This is a genomic window from Paenibacillus sp. Root444D2 (assembly GCF_001426375.1).
Taxonomy (GTDB): Bacteria; Bacillota; Bacilli; order Paenibacillales; family NBRC-103111; genus Paenibacillus_E.
In genome coordinates, this window is the sequence record NZ_LMEO01000011.1 from 1 (window position 1) to 25345 (window position 25345).

Sequence of the window (25345 nt, forward strand, 5' to 3'; positions counted from 1 at the left end):
ATGCTCATGATTGAAGAACATCGGAAAGCCGTATGAGGGAAAACTTCATGTACGGTTTGATGAGGAGGGGCTGAATATTCAGCCCTTTACTCTAGTTACATAATGGCAATTGTACAAGTAAACTGGTAAAAATCCATAGTATGAATCGTATATTCATAATCCGTATAAAGGAGAGGATAAATATGGCTTGTGGCGCGCAAGCTTTGGGGGTTTGCTCTGAGGCAGAAGGAAATAGTACCGTTGCGAGTGGAGATTATTCTCACGCGGAAGGCTTGGGTACGTTGGCGAGTTCTCTTGCTTCTCATGCGGAGGGATATGTAACCCAAGCGTCGGGTCCTGCTTCTCACTCAGAAGGCAGTGGTGCTACGGCTCTTGGTGTATACTCACATGCAGAAGGTCAGTCAACAAGTGCTGAAGATTTGGCGGCTCATGCAGAAGGTTTTTTGACCCGAGCGCAGAGTTTTGCTTCTCATGCCGAAGGCAGTGGTGCCCGTGCAATTGGACTTCATTCACATGCTGAAGGGCAGCTCACTAGAGCCGATGGCATTAATGCCCATGCAGAAGGAGAGTTGACGCATAGCTAGCGGTCAAAACTCCCATGCGGAAGGTGCATTGACAACCGCGAGTGGCTTCACTTCCCATACCGAGGGTGTTAACACATTGGCGAATAGTTTTTTTTCTCATGCGGAAGGACAAGGAACTTCAACGAACAATTTGGAAGGTGTGCACATCATGGGGCAATTTGGTGCCGCGAATGAGCTGACCTATTCTTGGTACTTAGCCAACGGGACAAGCAGCGAGGCACCTGGATTAGCTGCAAAAATATTAAGCAATGGCAATGTTAAAATAGACGGGACGGTAAGCAGTCCAGCAGCAGATTACGCGGAGATGTTCGAGACTACAGACGGTAACCCTATTGAACCTGGCTTTTTCGTCGCTTTGGAAGAGGACAAAGTTCGCATAGCTGATCCCACGGATCGCTATGTAATAGGGATTACAAGTGCGAAGCCAGCTTTTCTCTCGAACAGCGGGGAGATGCGCTGGAATGAGAAGTATCTGACGGATGAGTGGGGAAGAACCCTATACCATGAAGTGAGCGTGCCGGCCTTGACAGATGCTCAAGGGGAAATCGTCATACCCGAACGAAATGATCGACAACCGATGTTAAATCCGGAATGGGACCCTGCACAAGTCTATATCCCTAGGGCAGAGAGACCCGAATGGGTAGCCGTAGGGATGCTCGGTAAACTACTGATACGGGATGATGGTTCCTGCCAAGCGGGCGGACTTTGCGGTCCAAACGAGAGTGGAGTGGCTACAGCATCTGATCATGGTTTTTATGTGTTAAAAAGAACCCGTCCTAATCAGATTCTAGTACTCATGGGGAAATCGTATTAAGACACGTGATAGATGTAAAGAGAGTCAATACGTCTTCCTCCAAAGATTGAACCACCCCACGCTGCAGATCACACACATGGCGGTGATGGCCATTAAATCGAACCATTCTTCTTGCAGCAAATGCAGGATGTTTGGTTCTTTTTTTAACTGAAGGACAGCTAACTGAGCTAATAAGCCAGCGATGGCAACTTCAATCCAAGGCATTCTTGCAATGAATTCTTCCATTTTGGAGGAAAATATAAAGATGAGACATAAAGCCGGCAATACACCTATTACAATGGATAATAGGTTATCTGATAGCCTTGCTGTCAGCAAGATACTATCAATACTCATGATCAAATCTAAGGTTACAACACTGCTGAAGATGAGCAGATAGGTTAAGTGTCTTCTCATCATTTTCTTAGGCATGACCATCCGAATGGCGAAGAAGAACATAATGAGGGCTGTTGCAACATTGATGTATGGCACATCTGACATCGATTGCACACAGGCAATGTATAGAATTCGAAACAAGCAGAGGAGCATAAAAAGATAAAATTTCATTTTACTGCTGAGATTATATTTATGAAGGGTAAGTTGGATCATAATCGCGTTATCGATATTCGTGAATAAATTATACATGAAAATAATGAACCAATCCTGCATATATGGTTGTCCTCTCATGTAAATAACTCATGCCTGTCCGTCGAAGCTAAGATCATTATATGTGTCTACTACCTAAATAAACCCAATACTTCCAAAGAAGATGAAATGGCAAAGAACCCTCCTTTAGATAAGGAAAGGTTCTTATTTTAGTAATTGCGTTCTAATAGCTTAGATTCTGCGGCCTGTGATGTAATGGCTTGTCCAATAAGAGCTATTGAAGTCGCCGACGACAACACCTTTGTTTGGTAAATTGTTAATGAATTGACCATTACCTATGTAGATGCCCACATGGTTAATTTGACCTGGTGTACTTACACTGAAAAATACTAAATCACCCGGTTGGAGCTGATTGCGTGGAATGTAAGTGCCCAATTTGACTTGTGCCTTAGATCCCCAAGGAATTTGAATGCCATTTAGTTGAAATACATATTGCGTGAAGGAAGAACAATCTAAACGCAAACGCTGTTGATCCCTCGAACCAAATACATAATGGACCCGGCCTTTAAATGAGGAAGCTGAGCTGATAATTTTATTAGCTAAACTGCCGCCAGTAGCAGGTTTAGAAGGAGCCGGAGAAGGAGAAGGCTTATTTTCATGTACGGTTACATAAGCGCGTGAAACATAGCCCTGTTTACCATTGTAATCGACTAAAACCCAGTAGTCATTTGCTGCTTCAACAGGCAGTACAGTGCCTTGTTTAATAAGTCCCCAAACGGGTGCACTCGTACTCTGATCAGCTCGGAAGTTAACACCCTTATTCACGGTTGCAGTTGCTACAGGAGCAGCAAAAGCACTAGTTGAAAAGCCACTAAACATGGAGAGCGCTAAGCCTAAAGATAATATTGTCTTTTTTCCAAGGTAGTTCTTATTCTTTTTTTGCATGAGTTAACTTCCTCCTTATGGTATTTAAGCTGAGCTGAATCTGGGACCTACAATCACTTTATCACAGTTGAAAATCCCTAAATTTACCGAATAGAGGCGAAAACCATAACGTTCCTAGCATAATTCGCATTATTAGATTTTCGTTAGAATTTGATGAGCAATAATTCCTTGACAGGTAAATTTATCACTTCTTAACATTGAAAGCACTTTCGGCCCAATTGATTAATATGAGAGGTAATTTGATGAATAACCCCACATTTCAAGGACAAGATACCATTGGAGGTGAGCCAATGGTAAATCAACCAACTTTAGCAGCGCACGAGTCCCTGGAATTGCATGAAGCCCTTAATTTCAAAACACTTTGCGTGTTAAAATCCAAGATGATGCAAGGCTTGGTTTTCGACCAAGAATTAAAAGCATTGATGCAGAAAGACGTGGAGCAATCCATGCAAGCCATAGCTGATCTGCAGACCGTTTATGCGAAAGCGCCATTCCAAGCCCCTATCCCCAATCGTCCGACACCCATTATAAATTGAAGGTGATAATAGATGAATGAAGACTATGATTATTTAGATCCGAGTAACGCTCTCAATATGCCAGAGATGGCAGACATGACATTCGCTATGGACTTTCTTATCCGAGTTAAAGAAGGGGTCAGGAATACGGCGATTGCCTTAACGGAAACGGCGTCGGAAGGAGCAAGAGCGATCCTTCGCAACCAACTTCATCAAGGCATTGCTCTGCATCAAGAAGTATCCGATCTTATGATGAGGAAGAAATGGTTCCATCCTTATGAACTCAACGAACAATATAAATTAGATCAACTAGGTGCTATCAATGCCGTTCAAATGGCTCAAATGAAGTTGTTCCCAGATGATACCTCGCGTAAAGGCATGTTTGATCGGACACCAGATCAATAACATTATTGGAGGAAATTAAGCATGAAAGCTGTTACGTACCAGGGCCTCAAGAATGTCGTTGTGAAAGAAGTTCCCGATCCGAAGATTGAAAAAACCGACGATATGATCGTCCGAATGACGACTACGGCAATCTGTGGTTCCGACTTACATTTGATTCACGGAATGATACCCAATTTACAGGAAGACTTTGTAATCGGACACGAACCTATGGGCATCGTGGAAGAAGTCGGTTCTGGCGTTACGAAGTTAAAGAAAGGCGATCGTGTCATTATTCCTTTCAATATTAGCTGCGGGGAATGTTTTTTCTGTAAAAATCAACTCGAAAGCCAGTGCGATAACTCGAACGAGAATGGGGATATGGGTGCTTACTTCGGATATTCCGGCACAACAGGCGGGTATCCGGGTGGACAGGCTGAATATTTGCGGGTACCATTCGCGAACTTCACTCACTTCAAAATCCCAGAAGCTGCGAGCATCCGGATGAGACACTTTGCTTGATTGCGGATGCGATGACAACAGCTTACTGGAGTGTTGATAATGCTGGTGTAAAGGAAGGTGATACGGTTATCGTTCTCGGATGCGGACCTGTTGGGCTACTGACGCAAAAATGTAGTTGGTTCAAAGGAACAAAGCGAGTTATTGCCGTTGATTATCTCGATTACCGTTTAGAGCATGCGAAACGTACGAACAAGGTCGAAATCGTTAACTTTGAGCACGGTGAACATATCGGGAATTACTTGAAGGAAATTACGAAAGGTGGAGCAGATGTCGTCATCGATTGCACGGGAATGAGTGGGAAAATGACCCCACTGGAATCGATAGCATCTGGACTTAAGCTGCACGGCGGTGCGATGGGCGGTATTGTCATTGCTTCTCAGGCTGTACGTAAGGGTGGAACGATCCAGATTACGGGAGCGTATGGCGGACGGTACAATGCTTTTCCACTTGGCGACCTTTTCCAGAGAAATGTTAATATCCGTACTGGACAAGCACCCGTCATTCACTATATGCCGTTTATGTATGAGTTGATTGATACGGGCAAGGTTGATCCGAGCGATGTTATTACACACATCCTGCCGCTTAGCGAAGCCAAACATGGGTATGAAATATTTGATACCAGACAAGAAAATTGTATTAAAGTTGTTCTTAAACCGTAATTGTGAATCTAGTTATTCGGAGGTGCATGTTAGAAGATGCCATATGCTCTACACGAAACCCTTGAGGTCCATGAAATAGCAGCTTTCAAAACAGTCTGTTTAACCAAGTCGAAGACGATGAAGCTCTTAGTAACGGACCCGTCTTTGAAAGAAATTTTACTGCAAGACGTTGAGTTATCGACGCGGCAGCTTCAGGAGCTTGGGGCAATTCTAACCAAAGCGACCGTATAGGAGGTGAAAGCATGAACACCATTCTTGAACATTTGACAGGAATGCATACGATGACCGATCAAGTGATTGCGATGGACTTTCTAATTACTGCGAAGAGCGGGGTACGAAATTACGCGATGGCTGTAACGGAGGCGGGCACTCCAGAGATCAAGGCGACGCTCTCCAAGCAATTAGATGAAGCGATTGATACGCATGAGAAAATAGTGAAGTATATGATGGAACAAGGCTGGTATCATCCGTGGAACATCAAGGAGCAGATTCAATTCGACTTGAAGAACATTGAGACGGCTTTGAATGCTCCGACGTTGTAAAGATACGAATTTAATTCCCAGTAATATCAAATATTCGATTAAACCGGTAGCCTGAGGCTGCTGGTTATTTGTTTTGGTTAATCATCTGCAACATAATTTGACTGCTCAACGTTATGTAAGTAACTCAGAAAACGGGTTATACAAATACATACCCAAAGGAGAACAGTGCTGATGAAAAAAATAGCCGCGTTAACGTTAACAACCTTATTGTGCAGTAGTTTGACATTCGGTTCAGCATTTGCTTTTTCTGATTTAGAGGAAGGACAAGCAGAATCCAGTCTGGCCTTAAAAGACCGCGGCGTCGTAAGCGGGATCGATCAGGAGCATTTTGTTCCGAAAGGAAAAATTAGCTATGCGCAAAGTGTGCAAATGATTGTAAAAGGCTTGGACCTGAACTTAGATTTAATGCGTTTCAAAAAACAGCCGGTAGCAACGGACATGTATGCGAACATCTCGAATGATGCCTGGTATGCGGACGCTTTTGTCATAGCCCATTATCACGGGTTGGAGATTCCTAAGGATGTGAACCCGAATGCGACGATTACTCGCGAACAATTCGGGGACTTATTAGTTCGTGCCTTAGAAAAGAAAGGCAATTTCCCGCTGATCAAAATGTTCATCACGATCAAGGATGAGGATCAAATCACGATTGATTATCAAGGCACTTTACAGAGACTGCTGCTTTATAAAATTACTAACCTTGATAAGGACGGTAAGTTTAATCCAAAAAGTGAGCTAACGCGTGGAGAAGCGGCTAATTGGCTCTATAACGCTATTCGCGTGATGGAAGCTAATACTCAAAAGCCTGCTCCTACAGAAGAAGTAGCGGTAAAGGTTGAGAAAGTAAATGATGATGTTAACAAGGTAACGCTGTCCAGAGGTGATAAACCTAACCCTGGCTACGGTATTGAAGTTAATGCAATCCAGTTTAACGAAGATGGTCAGGCTGTCATTATGTATACACTGCTCGAGCCGAAACCTGACATGATGTATGCTCAGGTGATTACAGAAGCCAAAACTGTCACGTATATTTCGTCCAAGTATAAGGTAATAGCTGAACCAGCTGCTTCGAAATAAATGTCTAGCTTTTAAATAAGTGCTGCGAACCTTTGAAGTAAAGGTGGCAGCATTTTTTTTGTGATTTAAGGTGACAAACATATTGACAACATGTGAAGTGATGAACTATTCTGTAAGAAAGCGTTTGCCCCAAACATCAGGATAACGTTTGGCTAATGATTGGATATAGGTTTAGATAGAAGGAGCTGTATGAATTGCCTACTCTCAAAGATATTGCAGATTTAGTCGGAGTCTCCATTTCAACAGCCTCACGTGTAGTGAGAAATGATACCAGCAGGCACATCAACCCGGAGACAAAGGCGAAAGTCTGGGAGGCTGTGCGTCAATTGAATTACACACCTAATGAATCGGCGCGACACCTTGTAAACAAACAAAAGGTAGAGAAAAAGCTGACGAAGCAAATTGGCTGCATCATTCAAACGGCTCGTTTGAACGACGATCACCCTTATTACTCTCCGATCATTACTGCGTTTACCAAGAAAATTTTGGAATCCGGCTATTCTCTGGGGTTCATGCATACCTCAGATGAGCTTAAAGATGAAGCGCTTCTGCATCGTTGCATACATGACATACAAGTCGATGGCATTATAATCGTTGGTGAAGTAGGCCCCGAGATCGTTGACTATTTGCTAAAAGTGGAGGATCTGGCACTGATCGGCATTTGTACGAACGGTACGGAAATTACCATGGTTGATTACGACCGTATTCACGCCGCGAAGTCAGCTGTCGATCACCTCATTACACAAGGGCACCAATCGATTGGTTTTGTTGGCGGGCCAGGTCATACAAGTGAATTAAACAGTGAAGAGAGATTTCAGGGCTTTAAATTTGCCATGTATGACGCAGGTATTCCTTTAAATAAAGAATGGGTGATAGACACCCGGTGGGAAATCGACCGCAGTTATGAGAGTATCATGGAGCGTTTGAAGCGTACAGATCTGGAACGACCTACGGCGATATTTTCGGCGAGTGACCAATTAGCGATTCCAGCTATGCGAGCTGTCATTGAAAACCAATTACGCATTCCAGAGGATATTGCTTTCATCTCGATGGATAATATTGATTTTGCCCAATATACAACACCGCCGTTATCGTCTGTTCATGTACCAAAAGTCGAAATAGGCACAACTGCAGCTTCAACCTTGCTGGATATGCTGAATGGCGAGCAACCGCAGCTTTCCAAAGTGCTGCTTCCACATCGGCTTATTGTGAGACAATCTTCGGTATATACTAGAAACTAATTTTTTTTGGTCCCTTGGATAACGTTGTCCAGTGTTTGGCGCCAATTATATTGAACAAATTGAAGGGGGGTGAAATAGGTTTTCGGCGTATGTCATATTTGCATTTTCGATCATAAAAAATGAAAAAAAGGGTGATAGCGAAATGGTCAACAATACAAAAAAGGTTGTTCTCATCACAACGCTCATGTCGGCAATGGTTGTTGTAAGCGCTTGCGGTAATTCTGGTTCGTCTAATTCTACATCCACAACAGCTCCCAAAACCGATGGTAAGGCTACGGCTACAGCATCTGCGGAAAAAGTAACCATTACTTATGGCGGCTGGAGTATGGACACGATGACCGATGTCATCAAAGCGTTCCAAGCGAGTCACCCGAATATTGAAGTAAAAGCGGAGAATACGCCGTACAAACAATATTTCACCAAATTAGAAACGGCCGCTCAAGGCGGGACAATGCCTGATGTATTTTGGATGAATGGTCCTAATTTTGTCAAATATGCAGGCAACGGCATGTTAAAGGATTTGACAGAGACGATCAAGACCGATCAGTTAGATCTCTCCAAATATCCAACCTCGCTGGTTTCACTTTATAGTCTGGGCGGCAAAAATTATGGGATTCCTAAAGACTTTGACACGATTGGCTTATGGTACAACAAAAAGCTGTTCGATGATAAAGGAATTCCTTATCCGGACGGCACATGGGATTGGAGCAAGCTGACCGAAGCGGCTAAGAAATTAACGGACCCTGCCAAAGGCGTCTACGGCTTCGCTGCCCCAATGATGAATCAGGAGGATTTCTACAATACGATTCTTCAGGCTGGCGGCTATGTCATTTCGGATGACCATAAGAAATCAGGCTTTGACCAACCGGAAGCGATTGAAGGTTTGAAATTTCTAACGGATCTGATTCAAGTTCATAAAGTATCTCCAACACTGGCTCAAATGACGGAAACTGCTCCTGCCGATATGTTCACCTCCGGCAAGCTCGCCATGTATTTTGACGGTTCTTGGGCAGCGTTTACCATTAATCAAAACGCTGATATGAAAAACAAGGCAGACGTAGCCGTGCTGCCAAAAGGGAAAAAGCAGGGTGTTGTCATTCACGGTCTGGGCCATGTCATATCCGCGAACTCCAAGCATCCGAAAGAAGCATGGGAATTCGTTAAGTTCCTTGGCTCCAAGGAAGCGGCTGAAATTGCTGCGAAGCAAGGCGGAGCAATTCCGGCTTACAAGGGCAGCGAGACTTCCTGGTTAGCTACTTTCCCGCAATACAAAGCGAAAGCTTTCATTGATATGGCGGAGTATGCAACCCCGTACCCTGTATCCAAAAATACTTCGGTTTGGAATACTTACGAAACAGAAATTTTGAAAAATGCATGGATGGGAGATAAACCGGTAGCTGATGCGGCCAAAGAGCTCGGAGCTAAGATGAACCAAGCATTAGCAGCAGAAAAATAAGGTTCAGGGGATCCGTTTCGGAAACCAACGTTCGAAGCGGATCTCCTTTCCCAATTCCACTCATAGGAGAGTGAGTAAACATGCGATTCAGCTCGAAGCGTTTATCCGATTGGAAGTGGGCATATATCATGATTATGCCACTAATGCTTGGCTTGCTGGTGTTTTATATTTGGCCTGTGTTCCAAACCTTTTATTTTTCCTTTACGGAGTGGGGGGCCTTCGGCAAATACACTTGGACTGGCTTGGCGAATTACAAGATGTTGTTTACGGATAAAGAGCTGCTTCATGCTATCCGGAATACAAGCATTTATATCGTCCTCGCTGTGCCGATCGGGATCATCCTGTCCATTCTGCTGGCTGTTCTGCTTAATCAGCAGGTCAAAGGGTTGTCCATTTACCGCACAATGTATTTTCTTCCGGTTGTAACCATGCCGGCCGCGATTGCTATGGTCTGGAAATGGCTGTACAACTCTGATTTCGGTTTGATCAATTACTTACTAGGTTTATTGTCAATTCCTGGTCCTCACTGGTTGACGGATAATCGCACGGCGTTATTATCGATTATTATTGTTGCTATATGGTGTTCCATTGGCAGCCACATGATTATATTTCTTTCAGGACTCCAAGGTATCTCATCTTCCTACTATGAAGCTGCATCCATAGACGGTGCGGGAGCTGTAACCAAATTTATGCGTATTACGATACCTCTTTTGACGCCAACCATTTTTTTCGTACTGGTTACTTCTTTGATTGGCGCTTTTCAGGTATTCGACTTCATATATATGATGGTAGGAGATATCGTCATGGAATCCACGCAGTCAATTGTCTTCTTATACTATAAATACGGTTTCTTGAAGAATAACAAGGGCTACGCGTCCTCGATCGCTGTCCTGCTGTTTACCATTATTATGATTATTACGTATATTCAAATGAAAATTCAGAAGAAATGGGTTCACTACGAATGAGGAGGGCGGCTGAATGAACACCAGAATCCATCAACGAAAATCAGTTCAGACCGGGTTCATACATCTTATTCTTATCCTAGGTGCTGTCATCATGGTCACTCCCTTCATCTGGATGTTTCTTACATCGGTGAAAACGTTAGGAGAGTCAACAGCGATACCTCCGGTACTATTTCCTAAAACGTTTCAGTGGAGCAATTATACGAAGGTATTTTTGAACTTACCATTTTTCACTTTTTACTGGAATACATTTATTACAACGGTGATAAAAGTAATCGGCCAATTAATCATTTGCTCGCTTGCTGCTTATGCTTTTGCCCGAATTAACTTTCCGGGGCGTCATTTCTTTTTCATTCTGATGCTGTCCGTTCTTATGGTGCCAGGTCAAGTATTCCTCATCCCGCAGTATATGATTATGAAAGACTTTGGATGGCTCAACTCGCTTACAGCACTCATCGTTCCAGGTTTATTCAGCGCTTTCGGCACGTTTCTGCTGCGCCAATTTTTCATGACGCTGCCGCACGAGCTGGAAGAAGCCGCTAAGCTTGATGGCTGCAATCAATTTCGCATTTATTGGCAGATCATGCTGCCTTTAGCCAAATCGGGGATGATTGCTCTCGCTATTTTCACCATGCTGTGGTCGTGGAACGATCTGATGTGGCCGCTCATTGTCAATAGTTCACCCGACAAAATGGTGCTCTCAGCAGGCATTGCGTTCCTCCAAGGGGAGCACAAAACGAATTATACGATTATTATGGCAGGCTCTATGATGGCTATTTTGCCTATGATTATTATCTTCTTTATTTTCCAACGCTCATTTATTCAAGGGATTGCCTTTACAGGCAGTAAGTCCTAACAGACAGTATAAGGAGAGAGACCAACTATGCAAAAAGTTACAGCTATTCTGTTGGGAGCCGGCAGTCGCGGTGCCCATGCTTATGCGCCTTATGCGCTTAATTACCCTCACGAACTTGATATTATCGCGGTAGCGGAGCCGGATGAAGATAGAAGGGCAGCGTTTGTGGCTGCTCACCGAATTTCACAGGAGGATGCCTATGCGGATTGGGAAGAGCTCTTGGCACAGCCGAAGCTGGCGGATATCGCCATCATTTGTACGCAGGATCAAATGCATTACGAGCCGACACTGAAGGCGCTTGAGCTTGGTTATCACGTCCTTCTTGAGAAACCGATGTCTCCAAGTCCAGAGGAATGTGTAGAAATGGAGCGTATGGCTAAAAAGCATAATCGCTTGCTGACGATATGTCATGTACTACGTTATACGGCGTTCTGGACGGCGATGAAACGTGTCATCGATGAAGGGAAGATTGGACAAATTGTCTCCATTCAACTCAATGAGAATGTCGGCAATATGCATATGGCGCACAGCTTTGTGCGCGGCAACTGGAATAACTCGGACACATCAAGTCCGATGATCTTGGCCAAATCGTGCCACGATATGGATATTTTATCGTATATCATGGGCGAGCCTTGCGAGCGTGTGAGTTCATTTGGATCACTTATGCATTTTAATGCGGAGAACGCACCTGAAGGTGCGCCTGCACGTTGTCTCGACGGCTGTCCGGCTGAAGCCAGCTGCCAATACTATGCGCCCAAATATTATTTGGGCTCTGGCCGGGGGTGGGCAGCTAAGTTCACAACGGATACTAGCTTAGAGGGCATACTTGAGGCGCTACGCACAACACCATACGGCAAATGCGTGTACCGCAGCGATAACAATGTCGTTGACCATCAGGTAGTGAATATGGAGTTTGCCAGCGGGGCTACCGCGATGTTCAGCATGTGCGGGTTTACGCGGGATAATACGCGCATTGTGCAAGTCATGGGAACGAAGGGTGAAATTAGAGGAAACATGGAAGAGCATACATTCACAGTACATGATTTTGTGACGAATGAGCAGAATGCGATTCATGTCCATGCATCCGAAGAAGGGCACAGCGGCGGCGATGTGGGCATCGTGCGCAGTTTTCTTCGCGAGGTTCGTACGTATGCTGGGGGAGAAAGTGATTCATCCGCAGCTGCTTCTGTGCGAAGCCATTTGATGGCATTTGCTGCAGAGGAATCGCGTGTGAATGGCGGAAAGCCGATTGAAATCGAACAATTTTATAAAACATTAGTTAGGGTATAATGAGAAAAAAACGCAAGCGGCCACGGTATTCGGCTGGTTGCGTTCTTTAATAGATATAGGTGGTCCGTAGAATAATCTTAATGTTAAGAAGGCGGATAGTAAATTAAGGTTTTATAAACGGCTTTAGCGTCAGATCTATTCGTATACGTATGTGGCCGATCTGCTGTGAAGTGAATGGCATCGCCAGCTTTGAGCGTATAGCTTTCTTGGGAGATGGTTAGATCCAGACTTCCTTCCACCATGAGAATGTATTCTTCAACGCCCTCATTATGAGGTTCGGAGGCATGGCTGCAGTCGCGATCCATTTCGACCGTATAAATTTCAAAGCTCTTTTGAGGGTGAAAAGGGAAGAGCGGGAATGCGCGATACTGCCCATCTTCCTCTTCAAATGGAGAAAGCCCGGCTGCGCGGACAACTGTAATCTTCGGTTCGGTATCTTCGATGAGACTTGTAAACGAAATTTGTAAGCCGCTAACAATTTTCCAAAGTACAGAAATAGTCGGATTCGAATCTCCTCGTTCAATTTGCCCCAACATCGCTTTGCTGACACCAGTCAGATCAGCGACTTGATCTAAGCTTAATCCTCTTGTTTTGCGAATGTTTAACAGCTTTCGACCCACCATTTTATGTATCGGTTCGTTCATTTCAGGTCCTCCAATATTTATTTTCCGTTTTGTCAAAATGCCTATTTACAATATAACATACGTTTGTATAATATGGTATATATAGATGTTAAAACGCACGTTTGTGTATTATATTAAACTAAACTTGGGGGAACGATGATGGGCGCTACTATGATCGGATTGGTCAAAGAGCACAGAGGACCTGGTGCTATATTAAAAGAAGTTCCTATTCCGACTTGCGGAGCCGATGAGGTTCTTGTTCGTATTAAAGCAACATCGATTTGCGGAACAGATTTACATATTTACAAATGGGATGCTTGGGCAGACAAAACCGTGATAACGCCGAACGTCTTTGGTCATGAATTCGCAGGCATTGTTGTGGAAGTCGGGGAACGGGTCACGGGTATTGCAATCGGTGACTATGTTTCTGCAGAAGGCCACATGGTATGCGGTTCCTGTAAAGCATGTCGGACGGGTAATGCGCATGTTTGCCCGAATACCAGAAGTTTCGGGATTACGGCGCCTGGCTGCTTTGCCGAATTTGCTGTTGTGAAGGCAACCAACATTATTCATAATGCTCCTGATCTTCCTTATGAAATCGCTTGCTTGCAGGACCCGCTTGGCAACGCTGTGCAAACAGTTCTGTCCGGCGACATTGTAGGAAAGTCGGTTGCCATTATTGGTGTAGGCCCGATTGGCTTATTGGCCATTCAAGTAGCAAAAGCCTGCGGTGCAGGAGCAATTTATGCCGCGGATATTAACCCTAACCGTTTAGAGCTCGCCAAAAAAATGGGCGCGGATTTTACGATTAACGCGATGGAAACCCGAATATCCAAGGCACTCCGACAAATGACGGATGGAGAAGGCGTTGAGGTTGTTCTTGAAATGTCCGGCAATCCTCAGGCCATCGTAGACGGCTTCGAAGCTGCGGCTAACGCGGGCAGAGTGTCCTTGCTTGGTATTCCAACCAAAGAGGTGAGCCTGGACCTAACGAATCAAATCATTTTTAAAGGGCTGCGGGTTGAAGGGATTACGGGGCGAAAGATGTACCAAACCTGGTATCAAATGAAGGGATTACTGAACCAGAAGCGAATTGATCTGACATCGGTTATCACGCATAGATTTACATTAGATCAGTATGAGGAAGCCTTCAAGTTAATGGATCAAGGTCAATGCGGCAAAATTGTATTTACACATTAGGGCAAAACTCAAAAGCGGATGCTTACGAAGTAAGTTTTGCTCCGCAAAACTCTTAGGAGGTACACATGAACAACTATTTGAATGATTTAGCAGCGGATATCGAAGGGTGGAAGCGAGAAGGAAGATACCGCTCCATTAAAGTATGGGAAAGCGGTTCCGACTCCTGGATGTACCTAAACGGTAAGAAAGTTCTTCAAATGTCTTCCAATAACTATTTGGGCTTGACCCATCATCCAAAGCTCAAGGAAGCTGCGATCGCAGCTATCGAGAAGTATGGAGTTGGCAGCGGTTCTGTGCGAACGATTACGGGAACACTCGATATTCACGATGAACTCGAAATCGAGCTAGCCAAGTTTAAAGGCACTGAGGCGGCCCTTGTGTTCCAGTCCGGTTTTACAACGAATCAAGGCGCATTGTCAGCTGTTCTTGGAGCCGATGACGTGGTGATAAGCGATGAGCTGAATCACGCGAGTATTATTGATGGCATCCGCTTGACGAAAGCGAGCCGCAAAATTTTCGCTCACAAGGACATGAATCAGCTTGAAGCCATTTTGAAGGAAACGCAAAAGCATCGTAAACGCGTCGTTGTAACAGATGGTGTATTCAGTATGGATGGCGATATCGCGCCGCTTCCCGACATTGTTCAACTAGCAGAAGCCTATGACGCTATTGTTTATGTGGATGATGCTCACGCGAGCGGGGTCCTTGGCACCAATGGTAAAGGTTCGACGGACCATTTCGGTCTTCATGGCAGAGTTCATATCCAAATAGGCACGTTATCCAAAGCAATCGGAGCCGTTGGTGGCTATGTTGCCGGTGCCCAGCTCTTGAAAGAGCATTTGATTCATACCGCAAGGCCGTTTCTGTTCAGTACATCGCAACCACCTGCGGTTGCAGCAACTTGTTTGGCCGCTATACAAGTACTTAAGGAAAGCTCTGATTTAGTAACAAAGCTCTGGGACAATGCGAATGGATTCCGAGCAGCTCTACAACGTTTAGGCTTTGATACCGGCGCAAGTGAGACACCCATCATACCGATTATTATAGGTGATCCCGCACAAACCATGCGTTTTTCGGATCGTTTGCTGGAAGAAGGCGTGTTCGCTCAAGGTATCATTTATCCGACGGTTGCTATGGATAAAGGTCGAGTACGGCTTATTGTAACGGCTCAACATTCAAAGGAAGACTTATCTTTTGCCTTAGATAGATTGCAGAAGGTTGGTCAGGAATTCGGACTGATCTAGTGTAAAGTATGAAGTGCTGCTAACTCTGACAAGGGTGGCAGCACTTTTTTTGTGCTTTTGGAACCATACCATTTGGTTATGTCCGACTCTTAATCTCTCACATAGGATATATCATCCTATTTTTATAGGAGGTGAGAGAAATGAAAGTGAACTATTATACGTTAACTTTGGGCTTATTAGGTGCAGCCAAATTGATATTGAACGCTTACGGATTAGATATTATTCAAGACGATGAGATGAATGCGATTGCTAATGGCGTAGCAGCGGTCTTATCTATAATCGGGGTTTACACCAACCATCAAAAACCTGTCTAAAACCGTATGCTCGGGAGATAACTTGGATGGTAATTTGGGCTTATTCCAAATGGAATAAGCTTTTTTACCACATAAGAAAGTATAAGTTTTCGGATCACGAAAACCGCTTTCTTATTGGCGATAAAACCTAATATAGGGATCTTTGGTCGTAGATCAAAGTCTCTCCTTGTTAAACGCGGTCGCTCATCTTTGAATGGCCTCGATAGAGGTTTTCTCATTTTCTCATTTAGTCAGAACATGGACTACGCGGCGGTGGGGGAATACTAACAGGGCAATCACCATTCGACCAACAGGAGAGGTTCATCGTGATGATACGCATTGCTGTGATTGTTACAATCCTGTTTCTGACTCCCGGCTGCTTGAATAGCTTCACAAAACCCAACGTAATAAAATCGAAATCAGACCAGAACATGCCACCTATCCTACCACATCTACCTATCTCACCTAGTGATAAAGAGTTGGAAGTAACCAAAGTTACTTTAGGAGCAATTGGTGATATTTTGATTCACGATCGTGTCTACGCCGACGCAGAACAAAAAGATGGGACCTACAACTTCAAAAATATGTTTGCAGAAGTCCAGAGGATGTTACAAGTTCCCGATATTCTTGTTGCTAATCAAGAAACGATGATTGGAGGCAAAAAACTTGGACTCTCCACCTATCCTTCTTTTAACAGTCCTCATGAAGTTGGTGATGCTCTGAAAGATGCTGGAGTGGATCTAGTCACCGTCGCTAACAATCATTCCCTTGATAGAGGGGAGAAGGTTATTCAAAGTGCTCTAACATTCTGGGACATGCTTGGGATCCCTTACACAGGTGCTTTCAAATCACAAACAGATCATGACAGGATTAGGACAATAACCAAGAATGGGATTACATTTTCATTTTTGAGTTATACTTATGGGACCAACGGAATTCCAATTCCTCAAGGAAAGTCTTATTTGGTAAATATGATGAATGAGACCCAAATTCGTAAAGATGTGGAACAGGCCAAAACAATATCCGACGTCGTTGTGGTTGCTGTGCATTGGGGCAAGGAATATGAACGGTTCCCGAACCAAGCTCAAGTTGGACTAGCCCAAAAGCTCGCGGATCTTGGTGTTCATATTATCATCGGTAATCATCCGCACGTTTTACAACCCCCGGCATGGGTAAAAGGGAAAAATAAAAATGAGACCTTAGTTCTTTATTCACTCGGAAATTTTCTATCTGCTCAGAATGAGTTAGATACAAAAATTGGAGGGATGGCATCCATTGATGTTGTCAAAACAAAAATGGCAGATAAATCGATTATTAAATTGAGCAAACCAAGCTTTCTTCCGACTTACAACTATGATCTTCATTGGCGGAAATTCAAGATTATTCCAATGGATCTATTAACCAACGAACAACTAAATAAGGCTAGTTCTCACTATGAAAAAACGAAAAGACATATGAGCACTAATATTAAAGATTTACACATCGTTACTTCCAAGTAAGCAAGTTATGAGAATTGGCGTTAATAGTTACGGCATAATTCGTTACCTAATGGCAAATAATTAAACTAGATGCTAAGGAAAGGAGCAATTTACATGGGTGACAAAGGTGACATCAAACCTAACGGGTCTCAACATGCGGAGAAACCTTCAAATGATCCGGAAAAACAAGGAAGATCTGCTGCCAAGAAAAAATCTAAGTAATCGATGGAACATCGGCAAAATGCTTGATTGGCAAGGTTTTATAATATGATCAATGCTATATTTAATCACGGCTGCTATGAGCAGGCGTGATTATTTGCGTTAACCATAATAAGTATGATGATATATTATGTTTAGTTGCTTGACATAAGTAAGTATATTGAAGTATTATACGAACATAAAGTTTATGACTTTAAAAAAGTTAGTAATGAAAGGGGAAATAAGAGTGAAAAATAATGTTCATATTGGCGCATTGATACTAAGAGTGCTGTTAGGAATTACCTTCTTTGCTCATGGGGTTGATAAGTATCAAGGAGGTATTGGCAATATAGCAGGCTGGTTTGAAAGTATCGGTATACCAGGCTTTATGGCTTATGTCGTTGCAACGATTGAAGTGATAGGGGGCCTAGCACTAATACTAGGATTCGGTACACGTATTATATCCGCATTAATGGCTATCATCCTTCTAGTCGCTACTTTTAAAGTAAAATTAGCCGTCGGATTCTTCGGAAATGGCCAAATGGCTGGATACGAACTGGATCTTTCCATGATTGCGGCTGCAATTTATCTTCTCTTAAATGGCAGTTATGTCATCTCAATTGATTCTTTATTCAAAAAGGGTCAAAAACCAACACAAGTTATGTAATGTTTCTTTCTTAACGGTAGCTCGTGCGATTAAAGCAGGCTTAACTAGTTAATTACGGAATATAAGAAGTGACAGCTAGTCAGATATTGACTGCTGTCACTTTTTTCATTTGCAGATGAAGTTAGATCGATCATTTGATTGGTTAATGGTATACTGTGCTTGTTAAAACCTACCATTTCGTAAGGAAGGATACAACCAATGTCATCTGCTATGCTTGAGAAAGTCCCGCATATTGTATCGTGCTTCCCCAGCTTGTCCGATATTTCTGTGCAGGACTGGAGCGATGAGGGAATTATAATGTTAGATTTACAGCCTAGCTTTGTATTTGAAGAGGGTCAGTTCTTGGAGCATGCCGTTCTAATTCTGGAAGGTACTGTAAGAATGTATAAAATCAGCGGAAGCGGAAGAGAGATCACCTTGTATCGAGTCAATGGCGGGGAATGCTGTCCCCTCATGATGTCCAGCATTCTCGGCGAGACCGAATATGAAGCTTCTGCCTGCATCGAAAAGCCTTGCACTGTAGTTGCTATTCCAGTTGACGTGTTTAAAGATTGGATGGACCGTTACAAAAGCTTTCGACAGTTTATTTTCAGAATGTTCGCCAAACGAATTATCATAATGTCCAACTTACTGGATAGCATCAACTTCAAATCAATCCGCGGCCGGGTAGCGGAATATCTGGTTGAGATGACCGAGGATGGACGCGATAACCTTACCATCACGCATGATACCCTATCCATTGAGCTTGGAACGGCCCGCGAAGTCATCAGCAGAACGCTGAAATCGCTCGAGAAAGAAGGGCTGCTGCAATTATCCAGAGGACAGATTTCTCATATACTGCGTCAGGACTTGAAAAAATATATAGAACAATAAATGCAGCTAATATTACCTCCAAACGTTTATTTTATTGCTATGTGACAAAGTTACGGTTCTATCTAAACGCTTTTGTTATGATCGTAATCAGAAACACAATAAAACAAACCAATACAATATGGAGGTAATAGAATATGAAAAATGTTGGCGGAACTGATCGTGTGATTCGTATTATTCTAGGTGTAGCGTTATTGTCTTTGTTTTACTTCTTACCTGGTTACTGGAAATTAGCAGGATTGATTTCACTTCCGTTTCTTATTACAGGCATTGCGCAAAAATGTGCGATTAATCAAATGCTTGGCCGTAATACTTGCAAAATTCGTTAAGTGTGGAAAAAGGAATGAGGGATGTCCCAGAGTTTTCCTCGAGAGCTCTGCGAGCCAAAACTCGTTAACAGAGTTTGAGAAGCCGGAAATCAACTTCTCGGTAGGCTGTCTTGTGCGTCCGTTCAGAATAAGTGCGGAAAACGCGCTTATTCTGGAGCGAACGAACCAATAAGCGCGTTTTCCGCGCTTTCAGTGAGACCTCGCCGAGCTGACAGAGTCTGAGAAGCTGATAATCGACTTCTCAGCAAACCATCCTGCGCGTCTGTTCAGAATAAGCGTGGAAAACGCGCTTATTCTGGAGCGTACGAACTAATAAGCGCGTTTTCCGCGCTTTCAGTGAGTCCTCGCCGAGCCGACAGAGTCTGAGAAGCTGATTTAAACTAGATGTCCCTCAAGGGTTCATAACCCTTTTGGGACATCCCCTTTTTTTATCTTCAGAAGTTAGTATAAGATGATGGATTGTAGGAGATAAATATTTCGTGATATTTCCAATTACTAAGGAGTGAACTGATATGAATAAATTGTATACAGCAACGGCAACGGCTGAGGGCGGAAGAGAGGGTAAAGTCACTTCCAGCGACGGGGTCATTGACTTAGAATTGAGAGTTCCTAAGGAATTAGGGGGTCCTGGCGGACATGCAACCAATCCGGAGCAGCTGTTCGCGGCCGGTTATGCCGCATGTTTCGATAGCGCTTTGAAGCTAATCATCAGGACGAAGAAAGTCCAAGTGGAGAGCACCAAAGTTACCGCGAGTATTACCATTGGCAAGGATGGGAGTGGCGGCTATGAGTTGGCAGCCAAATTGGATGTTTCCGTCAATGGCGTCGAAGCCGATATTGCCAAGGAATTGGTTGAAGCCGCTCATCAATTTTGCACATATTCCAAAGCAACCAAGGGAAATATCGAAGTTGAGGTAAACGTTGTATAAAAAATGAATTGAATGAGCAGATGCATTACAAATAAGCAGGATTCGCTGTTAGCGATCCTGCTTATTTTTTTGTCAAAAAATGAGTTGAAAATAAAGGTTGCGGTCAAATAAGTTGTTAATAGTCTTGTAATCTATTATTTGTAAAAGTAGATGATGCAAGTGATATAATAGTCTTGTTGATTTACATATTCTGGTGTGTAGAAGGAGAGACATGAATGAGTGCTATTCGATCCCTACCAAGAAGTCAGCCTGAGCGTCAAGGTATTGCGTCTTCCTCAATTACGAGCTTTTTAAAAGAAGTTAAAGACCGCAGTCTAGAGCTTCACAGCTTCATGCTCGTCCGACACGGGCACGTTGTTTCAGAAGGATGGTGGACACCTTATTTGCCAGAACGTCCTCATATGCTGTTTTCTTTAAGTAAAAGCTTTGCTTCAACAGCCATCGGATTGTTAGTGGGAGAAGGGCGAATCTCGCTCGATGACCGGGTTGTCTCCTTTTTCCCTGAGGATATGCCGCCAGAAGTTTCACCTCATCTAGCTGCGATGACCATTCGACACTTACTTATGATGGGTACAGGACATGCAGCAGATACATCAGGGAAGATGCAGTCAACAGAAAACTGGATTAACAATTTCTTAAACCTTCCCGTGGAACATGAGCCAGGTACGCATTTCGTGTATAACAGCGGGGCGACCTACATGCTTTCGGCCATTTTGCAGAAGGTAACTGATCAAACGTTACTGGAATATTTGCAGCCGCGACTGTTGGAACCGCTGGATATCCAAGGTGCCACTTGGGAAAGCTGCCCCCGCGGCATCCACATTGGCGGCTGGGGAATGAAGATCAAAACAGAGGATATTGCCAAGTTTGGACAGCTATATCTACAAAAAGGTCAATGGGCTGGGTACCAGCTCATTCCTGAGTCGTGGGTAGAAGAAGCGACAACGAAGCAAATTTCTAATGACTCCAGCACCAATAATGACTGGGCTCAAGGGTATGGGTATCAATTCTGGAGATGCCGTCACGGCGCTTATCGAGGCGACGGGGCTTTCGGGCAGTTCTGCGTTGTTCTCCCGGAGCAGGATGCCGTCATCGCGATAACGTCCGGAGTGAATAACATGCAAGACGTTCTTGATACGATTTGGGAGCATTTGCTGCCTGCCATGAAATCCGAAATGCTGTCTGTGGACCTGGAAGCCTCTGAGTCACTAACCAATGCGCTGCAAGGCCTTAGCTTGGAACCGCCACGAGTTCTTTTAAACTCAACGCTGGAGACCAGCCTTTCGGGAATCGAGTTCGAGTTAGAAGAAAATGAGGAACAAATTCAAACACTTTCGATTGATTTTACTGAGAATTCGGCCAACGTTACGATTCAAAATAACACCGGAAAACATACGGTTTGCTTTGGTAGAAACGAATGGTTTGAAGGAACGTATACGCTGCATATGAGACAGGAAAATGTGGCAGTCGGCTCGGCAACATGGCAGGATTCGAATACACTCTTGTTAACGTTAAGATACGTGGAAGCGCCATTTTGCGTGACTGTAGTATGTACGTTCAATGATGGAAGCTTGCAAATGCAATTTCGACAGAACGTTTCGTTCGGCAATGAGGAACCTAAGTGGATTAAAGGAAAAATTAGATGAACGATTGGTGAATAAGAAAAAGGTCAGTCTGCAGCAGCAGACTGACCTTTTTCTATATACTTAAGTCACCAGATAAGACCGATTTCGATAATCTCGGGGAGAGCAGCCGGCGTAGGCTCTGAATTGCTTATTAAAAGAACTCAATGACTGAAAACCGCTTCTTTCAGCGATTTCGATAATCGAATACTCTGATGTGCGCAGTAAATCCATGGCAGACTGAATTCGCAGCTGATTCACAAAATCATGCGGCGACAAGCCCGTAAGTGATCGAAACTCGCGATAATAGAACGAGCGCCCGACACCCGCCCGACGGGCAAGCTCATCGCCATCAAGTGCCTCCAGATAATGGCTAAGAATATATCCGACGGATTCTGATATCGTGTTCGTTCCTCTCGGAGCCGCTTGATCCATTTGATCGCTAAAGAATCCGTCCACTTGTAATAAAATATCTATCAAGTGCATGTACTGACGCGTAACCCATGCCGTTTGCCCTTGCTCCTGTGCTTCCGCAGCGGAACGCGCAGCTTTTGCAATTGCCTTGGCGTAAGTCGTATCCCCCGGAATGAGCGGGGACATACCTCGCCCAGCATAAAACGGCATTAGCAGCCTGCTGCCATCGGGAAGCTTCAAAACCGGTGACGGTGTAAAAAGCACTAGGATCGCTTCGAATGGTTGATCTGTATTCGCATAGCTCCAGTGCGGTTCGAAAGGTCGACACAGGAACACGTCTCCCGGTTGACCGTGGTAGATGCGATCGCCGAATCGGTACTCCAACTCATGATCAAGCAGCACGCCGATTTCCAAGCAATCATGGACATGCAGATCGTGTTCCTCATCTGATCCCCAGACGCGGCTAAAGGCAAAAGAGCGTGTCAGCCTCAACTGCTCCACATACATCCAAATCCCCCCCAAGTCATTATACCTTTTTCTGCTCGTGGACAAAATGACAAGTTTACTGCGCATTTTGAAGAGAATCGCAATTTCGTGATGTGATACATTAGGGTCATATTTGAAATTGGAGGTTACCTTTATGCGCTTGTATTTAATTGGAGCCGGTGTCATAGCACGCACGCATGCTGAGGCAGCAGCCAAGCTTCCTCAAGCGGTCGAGCTTCGGGTAGCTGACCCGAATGCGGAAGCGCTGAAGTCGTTTCTCAGCAGCTTTCCAGAAAGCATTACATTTGCGGATGCCGAGCAAATGCTATCCTCTGAACCGCCGCTTGATGATGATATTGTGATCGTAGCTACGCCTCCATTTGCCCACTTAGAGGGGACGCGTCTTGCGTTGAAATCTGGTCGGCATACGCTATGCGAAAAGCCGTTCGCCATGTACGATGAAGAAGCGGAAGAGATGCTTCTTCTGGCAGAAGCAGAAGGAAAGCTGCTTGGCTGCTGCAGTGTACGTTATAAGGGCATGCTCCATAACGAAGCTGTTAAGAATGTCATTCGATCTGGCGCGCTTGGCGATATCTATCACGCTACGTTCGTTAACAAATGGACGCGCAGTCGTGCAGGAATCGAGTACCAGCCAGCTAGCCGTTGGTTTCTCGACAAAAGCAAAAGTGGCGGCGGCATTCTCATGGACTGGGGTCCCTATGATTTCGCCACCTTAATCGATGTGCTGGATCCTGCTGAAATTGAGGTCAGCAGCGCTTGGACGGCGAAGCCCCAAACAGCCGCAGATCCTCAAGATGTTGTGTACGATGTTGAGCACCATGTGGGTGCGCAATTAACGTTTCGGTCTCGTTCAAATGCCCGTCCAATCGCCATTCATTACGAAAGAGGCACGTGCACTCACGGGAGTGAGCAGTTTATCGGCGAAATCGAGGGCACACTCGGTGCTCTCCGCTGGACGCCATTTGACTCGCGTCAACCGGTTTTTTTCAGGAGAGACCATGATGGGGTTGTTGTGGAAGAAATTGTAGATCCGGGGCCACGCGGACCTTACACCGTTATGGATCACCCGCTTATACATTTCTATAACCAAGTCAACGCTTTGCCGTCACATGCGAACGTAGGTCGAAGAGCCGTCGATCATTTCCTATGTATTGGCGCTTTATATAAATGTGCAGATTCCGGAGAAAAGCAGTTAGTGACTGTAGCGCAGGCAACAGATGCAAGGGAGGCTTCAGAATGAATATTCGCGGCTTTTCGAGCAACATGTATGGTTGGTTTGAACGATGGAAGTCAGATGGTAAGGAGCCAGTGTGGGACGATTTGTACCGTGCCTGCGCTGAAGCGGGTCTTGACGCTGTCGAGACGGATGCTACACCTGAGAAGCTGGCACTAGCCCGTACTTTCGGACTAACAGTTTCCGCTTCCTATATCGGTCTTTCTCTGCATGGCGAGTATGCAGATCTTGAAGCGGAAGTTCTTCCTTATGCAGAACGGCTCGCCGCTGCGGGCGGTACCGATCTGCTCGTCAACGCTGACCCCTATGGCGGTTGGAAGCATCCGCTGCCAAAGCCGGAGGAGCTTGTCCAGCGACAAGGAGACAACTTGTCTCGTCTTGCCGACAAGCTAAGCCCATTTGGACTGCAGCTCTCGCTGCACAATCATGCGGCGGATCGCCATAATGCTGAGGCTGATTTGCGCTCTGTTGTGCATTTCGCCGACAAAGCAGTTGGCCTTTGCGTTGATACGGGCTGGGCGCATGTAGCAGGCTGTGATCCGGTTGCTTGGGTGCGCTCATATCCTGAACGCATCAAAGCCTTTCACCTGCGCAACCAACGTGGCCGCGTTCCGGCCGAGGATGTGACCGAAGGGGACATTGACATGCGGGTCTTGCTGGAAGCAGCAGCCCATGCAAACTATGGAGGTTGGATAGCGCTCGAGCTATGGCATCCGCCAGAAACGAACCCTGCGCGTACGATGACTGAGGACGTGCAGCGGTCCATCGCTTTTTTACGGGAGATAGTGGGAAATCTGTAGGGGAAATGATTCGATTCTATCGAATGACTATGGATTTAGTAACAGTTGAGGTGAAAATATGGCAGTTGTTAAAGCCAGGGATTAGGATGTTGCACTTTTGGCAAGGCTGCTTCGTGCGGAAGCTGAAGGTGAAGGCAAACCTGGCTTGATGATGGTCGGAAATGTTGGACCCTCCTACATGGCATAATCAGCCTTTTGTAGGGCGTTATAAGAAGCATTGCTTTTATTAACCATTAGGAAAAGAGTGCGAAAATATTTATAAAACTTACTGAAACAAATGTAAACCAATAGGAGCCGAGAGTTTCGAGGTAGTGCTTGAGGGCACCCCCTTTCTAATAAGGGCTATATCCGCGATGCGTGTGGCTTGTAACGATGTTTTACATCGTTGCAGATGTCTCTGCCGTGTCTGTTGCGCGCTAGAACGATGATTTTCATCGTTGCAGATGAAAACAGTGCTGGCTCCTGCGCTACGTGCAACTTGTAACGATGTTTTACATCGTTGCAGATGTCT

General features: G+C 44.7%; 27 protein-coding genes and 2 pseudogenes. 25 read left to right on the forward strand and 4 right to left on the reverse strand.

The genetic code is table 11. From position 1 onward, the window contains the following. Window positions 1-182 precede the first annotated feature (182 nt). Together ASD40_RS38515 and ASD40_RS38520 are read left to right on the forward strand one after the other, a co-directional pair. On the forward strand, window positions 183-584 hold the full coding sequence (locus ASD40_RS38515) for a hypothetical protein (protein WP_057302841.1): 402 nt from the start codon (window positions 183-185) through the stop codon (window positions 582-584). A gap of 76 nt (window positions 585-660) precedes the next feature. Then, window positions 661-1398, forward strand: coding sequence for a peptidase G2 autoproteolytic cleavage domain-containing protein (locus ASD40_RS38520; RefSeq protein WP_057302842.1), 738 nt, complete (start codon window positions 661-663; stop codon window positions 1396-1398). A gap of 24 nt (window positions 1399-1422) precedes the next feature. Here ASD40_RS38520 and ASD40_RS08250 read toward each other — a convergent pair whose 3' ends face one another. Further along, window positions 1423-2061, reverse strand: coding sequence for a TerC family protein (locus ASD40_RS08250; RefSeq protein ID WP_082562125.1), 639 nt, complete (start codon window positions 2059-2061; stop codon window positions 1423-1425). A 150-nt stretch (window positions 2062-2211) separates the two neighbouring features. Next, window positions 2212-2925 (reverse strand): C40 family peptidase, encoded by a 714-nt coding sequence (locus ASD40_RS08255; protein WP_057302844.1) that lies wholly within the window; start codon window positions 2923-2925, stop codon window positions 2212-2214. 290 nt (window positions 2926-3215) lie between these two features. Between ASD40_RS08255 and ASD40_RS08260 the strand changes: the two genes are divergently transcribed. From ASD40_RS08260 to ASD40_RS08310, 11 genes and pseudogenes are all read left to right on the forward strand, one after another. Next, on the forward strand, window positions 3216-3461 hold the full coding sequence (locus tag ASD40_RS08260; RefSeq protein ID WP_057302925.1) for a hypothetical protein: 246 nt from the start codon (window positions 3216-3218) through the stop codon (window positions 3459-3461). Window positions 3462-3473: 12 nt separating this feature from the next. Next, window positions 3474-3845, forward strand: coding sequence for a spore coat protein (locus ASD40_RS08265; protein ID WP_057302845.1), 372 nt, complete (start codon window positions 3474-3476; stop codon window positions 3843-3845). A 21-nt stretch (window positions 3846-3866) separates the two neighbouring features. Next, window positions 3867-5002: pseudogene (locus ASD40_RS08270) on the forward strand (zinc-dependent alcohol dehydrogenase). A 36-nt stretch (window positions 5003-5038) separates the two neighbouring features. Then, window positions 5039-5233: a hypothetical protein gene (locus tag ASD40_RS08275; RefSeq protein WP_057302846.1), complete on the forward strand. Its 195-nt coding sequence runs from the start codon at window positions 5039-5041 to the stop codon at window positions 5231-5233. An 11-nt stretch (window positions 5234-5244) separates the two neighbouring features. Beyond that, on the forward strand, window positions 5245-5544 hold the full coding sequence (locus ASD40_RS08280) for a spore coat protein (RefSeq protein ID WP_057302847.1): 300 nt from the start codon (window positions 5245-5247) through the stop codon (window positions 5542-5544). Window positions 5545-5715: 171 nt separating this feature from the next. Continuing rightward, window positions 5716-6621 carry a protease complex subunit PrcB family protein gene (locus ASD40_RS08285; RefSeq protein ID WP_057302848.1) on the forward strand — a complete coding sequence of 302 codons (906 nt, stop codon included), beginning with the start codon at window positions 5716-5718 and terminating at the stop codon, window positions 6619-6621. A gap of 194 nt (window positions 6622-6815) precedes the next feature. Beyond that, window positions 6816-7862 carry a LacI family DNA-binding transcriptional regulator gene (locus tag ASD40_RS08290; RefSeq protein WP_057302849.1) on the forward strand — a complete coding sequence of 349 codons (1047 nt, stop codon included), beginning with the start codon at window positions 6816-6818 and terminating at the stop codon, window positions 7860-7862. Window positions 7863-8004: 142 nt separating this feature from the next. Beyond that, window positions 8005-9318: an ABC transporter substrate-binding protein gene (locus tag ASD40_RS08295; RefSeq protein WP_057302850.1), complete on the forward strand. Its 1314-nt coding sequence runs from the start codon at window positions 8005-8007 to the stop codon at window positions 9316-9318. 80 nt (window positions 9319-9398) lie between these two features. Beyond that, window positions 9399-10283 carry a carbohydrate ABC transporter permease gene (locus ASD40_RS08300; RefSeq protein WP_057302851.1) on the forward strand — a complete coding sequence of 295 codons (885 nt, stop codon included), beginning with the start codon at window positions 9399-9401 and terminating at the stop codon, window positions 10281-10283. Between the two features lie 13 nt (window positions 10284-10296). After that, entirely contained in the window at window positions 10297-11136 is an 840-nt protein-coding gene (locus ASD40_RS08305; RefSeq protein ID WP_057302852.1) for a carbohydrate ABC transporter permease, read from the forward strand. Between the two features lie 27 nt (window positions 11137-11163). Beyond that, the gene (locus tag ASD40_RS08310) at window positions 11164-12426 is read left to right on the forward strand and encodes a Gfo/Idh/MocA family protein (protein ID WP_057302853.1); all 1263 of its coding nucleotides are present in this window, start codon (window positions 11164-11166) and stop codon (window positions 12424-12426) included. An 83-nt stretch (window positions 12427-12509) separates the two neighbouring features. On the opposite strand, the gene ASD40_RS08315 is transcribed toward ASD40_RS08310, so the two are convergent. Further along, window positions 12510-13070: a helix-turn-helix domain-containing protein gene (locus ASD40_RS08315; RefSeq protein WP_057302854.1), complete on the reverse strand. Its 561-nt coding sequence runs from the start codon at window positions 13068-13070 to the stop codon at window positions 12510-12512. 138 nt (window positions 13071-13208) lie between these two features. Between ASD40_RS08315 and tdh the strand changes: the two genes are divergently transcribed. The 9 genes from tdh to ASD40_RS08355 all read left to right on the forward strand — a co-directional run bounded on the left by tdh (window position 13209) and on the right by ASD40_RS08355 (window position 21903). Then, window positions 13209-14249 carry an L-threonine 3-dehydrogenase gene (tdh, locus tag ASD40_RS08320; protein WP_057302855.1) on the forward strand — a complete coding sequence of 347 codons (1041 nt, stop codon included), beginning with the start codon at window positions 13209-13211 and terminating at the stop codon, window positions 14247-14249. Window positions 14250-14314: 65 nt separating this feature from the next. Next, on the forward strand, window positions 14315-15493 hold the full coding sequence (locus tag ASD40_RS08325; protein WP_057302856.1) for a glycine C-acetyltransferase: 1179 nt from the start codon (window positions 14315-14317) through the stop codon (window positions 15491-15493). A gap of 140 nt (window positions 15494-15633) precedes the next feature. Then, window positions 15634-15807 carry a hypothetical protein gene (locus tag ASD40_RS38165; RefSeq protein ID WP_164484181.1) on the forward strand — a complete coding sequence of 58 codons (174 nt, stop codon included), beginning with the start codon at window positions 15634-15636 and terminating at the stop codon, window positions 15805-15807. A 308-nt stretch (window positions 15808-16115) separates the two neighbouring features. After that, on the forward strand, window positions 16116-17285 hold the full coding sequence (locus tag ASD40_RS08330) for a CapA family protein (protein ID WP_057302857.1): 1170 nt from the start codon (window positions 16116-16118) through the stop codon (window positions 17283-17285). A 424-nt stretch (window positions 17286-17709) separates the two neighbouring features. Beyond that, window positions 17710-18129 (forward strand): DoxX family protein, encoded by a 420-nt coding sequence (locus ASD40_RS08335; protein ID WP_235549203.1) that lies wholly within the window; start codon window positions 17710-17712, stop codon window positions 18127-18129. A gap of 198 nt (window positions 18130-18327) precedes the next feature. Next, window positions 18328-19002, forward strand: coding sequence for a Crp/Fnr family transcriptional regulator (locus ASD40_RS08340; protein WP_235549204.1), 675 nt, complete (start codon window positions 18328-18330; stop codon window positions 19000-19002). A gap of 134 nt (window positions 19003-19136) precedes the next feature. After that, a complete protein-coding gene (locus ASD40_RS08345) occupies window positions 19137-19328 on the forward strand; it encodes a YgaP family membrane protein (RefSeq protein ID WP_057302858.1) in 192 nt (63 codons plus the stop codon). Window positions 19329-19840: 512 nt separating this feature from the next. Then, window positions 19841-20257 carry an organic hydroperoxide resistance protein gene (locus ASD40_RS08350; protein ID WP_057302859.1) on the forward strand — a complete coding sequence of 139 codons (417 nt, stop codon included), beginning with the start codon at window positions 19841-19843 and terminating at the stop codon, window positions 20255-20257. 215 nt (window positions 20258-20472) lie between these two features. Beyond that, complete coding sequence (locus ASD40_RS08355) at window positions 20473-21903, forward strand: serine hydrolase domain-containing protein (protein ID WP_057302860.1); 1431 nt, start codon at window positions 20473-20475, stop codon at window positions 21901-21903. A gap of 60 nt (window positions 21904-21963) precedes the next feature. On the opposite strand, the gene ASD40_RS08360 is transcribed toward ASD40_RS08355, so the two are convergent. Then, window positions 21964-22800: an AraC family transcriptional regulator gene (locus tag ASD40_RS08360; RefSeq protein ID WP_057302861.1), complete on the reverse strand. Its 837-nt coding sequence runs from the start codon at window positions 22798-22800 to the stop codon at window positions 21964-21966. Between the two features lie 133 nt (window positions 22801-22933). On the opposite strand from ASD40_RS08360, the gene ASD40_RS08365 reads away from it, so the two are divergent. The 3 genes and pseudogenes from ASD40_RS08365 to ASD40_RS38525 all read left to right on the forward strand — a co-directional run bounded on the left by ASD40_RS08365 (window position 22934) and on the right by ASD40_RS38525 (window position 25064). After that, on the forward strand, window positions 22934-24040 hold the full coding sequence (locus ASD40_RS08365) for a Gfo/Idh/MocA family protein (RefSeq protein ID WP_057302862.1): 1107 nt from the start codon (window positions 22934-22936) through the stop codon (window positions 24038-24040). Continuing rightward, window positions 24037-24834, forward strand: coding sequence for a sugar phosphate isomerase/epimerase family protein (locus ASD40_RS08370; RefSeq protein ID WP_057302863.1), 798 nt, complete (start codon window positions 24037-24039; stop codon window positions 24832-24834). Before ASD40_RS08365 ends, ASD40_RS08370 begins: the two co-directional genes overlap by 4 nt. A 97-nt stretch (window positions 24835-24931) precedes the next feature. Next, a pseudogene (locus ASD40_RS38525) lies at window positions 24932-25064 on the forward strand (hypothetical protein). Window positions 25065-25345: the final 281 nt, after the last annotated feature.

Bases quoted from the DNA above. Each gene is read 5' to 3' on its own strand.
- ASD40_RS08370 (WP_057302863.1), top strand. From the start codon at position 24,037: ATGAATATTCGCGGCTTTTCGAGCAACATGTATGGTTGGTTTGAACGA.
- ASD40_RS08300 (WP_057302851.1), top strand. From the start codon at position 9,399: ATGCGATTCAGCTCGAAGCGTTTATCCGATTGGAAGTGGGCATATATC.
- ASD40_RS08310 (WP_057302853.1), top strand. From the start codon at position 11,164: ATGCAAAAAGTTACAGCTATTCTGTTGGGAGCCGGCAGTCGCGGTGCC.
- ASD40_RS38165 (WP_164484181.1), top strand. From the start codon at position 15,634: ATGAAAGTGAACTATTATACGTTAACTTTGGGCTTATTAGGTGCAGCC.
- ASD40_RS08260 (WP_057302925.1), top strand. From the start codon at position 3,216: ATGGTAAATCAACCAACTTTAGCAGCGCACGAGTCCCTGGAATTGCAT.
- ASD40_RS08265 (WP_057302845.1), top strand. From the start codon at position 3,474: ATGAATGAAGACTATGATTATTTAGATCCGAGTAACGCTCTCAATATG.
- ASD40_RS08330 (WP_057302857.1), top strand. From the start codon at position 16,116: ATGATACGCATTGCTGTGATTGTTACAATCCTGTTTCTGACTCCCGGC.
- ASD40_RS08305 (WP_057302852.1), top strand. From the start codon at position 10,297: ATGAACACCAGAATCCATCAACGAAAATCAGTTCAGACCGGGTTCATA.
- ASD40_RS08345 (WP_057302858.1), top strand. From the start codon at position 19,137: ATGAAAAATGTTGGCGGAACTGATCGTGTGATTCGTATTATTCTAGGT.
- ASD40_RS08350 (WP_057302859.1), top strand. From the start codon at position 19,841: ATGAATAAATTGTATACAGCAACGGCAACGGCTGAGGGCGGAAGAGAG.
- ASD40_RS08250 (WP_082562125.1), bottom strand. From the start codon at position 2,061: ATGAGAGGACAACCATATATGCAGGATTGGTTCATTATTTTCATGTAT.
- ASD40_RS08365 (WP_057302862.1), top strand. From the start codon at position 22,934: ATGCGCTTGTATTTAATTGGAGCCGGTGTCATAGCACGCACGCATGCT.
- ASD40_RS08295 (WP_057302850.1), top strand. From the start codon at position 8,005: ATGGTCAACAATACAAAAAAGGTTGTTCTCATCACAACGCTCATGTCG.
- ASD40_RS08285 (WP_057302848.1), top strand. From the start codon at position 5,716: ATGAAAAAAATAGCCGCGTTAACGTTAACAACCTTATTGTGCAGTAGT.
- ASD40_RS08325 (WP_057302856.1), top strand. From the start codon at position 14,315: ATGAACAACTATTTGAATGATTTAGCAGCGGATATCGAAGGGTGGAAG.
- ASD40_RS38515 (WP_057302841.1), top strand. From the start codon at position 183: ATGGCTTGTGGCGCGCAAGCTTTGGGGGTTTGCTCTGAGGCAGAAGGA.
- ASD40_RS08315 (WP_057302854.1), bottom strand. From the start codon at position 13,070: ATGAACGAACCGATACATAAAATGGTGGGTCGAAAGCTGTTAAACATT.
- ASD40_RS08360 (WP_057302861.1), bottom strand. From the start codon at position 22,800: ATGTATGTGGAGCAGTTGAGGCTGACACGCTCTTTTGCCTTTAGCCGC.
- ASD40_RS08255 (WP_057302844.1), bottom strand. From the start codon at position 2,925: ATGCAAAAAAAGAATAAGAACTACCTTGGAAAAAAGACAATATTATCT.
- ASD40_RS08275 (WP_057302846.1), top strand. From the start codon at position 5,039: ATGCCATATGCTCTACACGAAACCCTTGAGGTCCATGAAATAGCAGCT.
- tdh (WP_057302855.1), top strand. From the start codon at position 13,209: ATGGGCGCTACTATGATCGGATTGGTCAAAGAGCACAGAGGACCTGGT.
- ASD40_RS08280 (WP_057302847.1), top strand. From the start codon at position 5,245: ATGAACACCATTCTTGAACATTTGACAGGAATGCATACGATGACCGAT.
- ASD40_RS08340 (WP_235549204.1), top strand. From the start codon at position 18,328: ATGTCATCTGCTATGCTTGAGAAAGTCCCGCATATTGTATCGTGCTTC.
- ASD40_RS08355 (WP_057302860.1), top strand. From the start codon at position 20,473: ATGAGTGCTATTCGATCCCTACCAAGAAGTCAGCCTGAGCGTCAAGGT.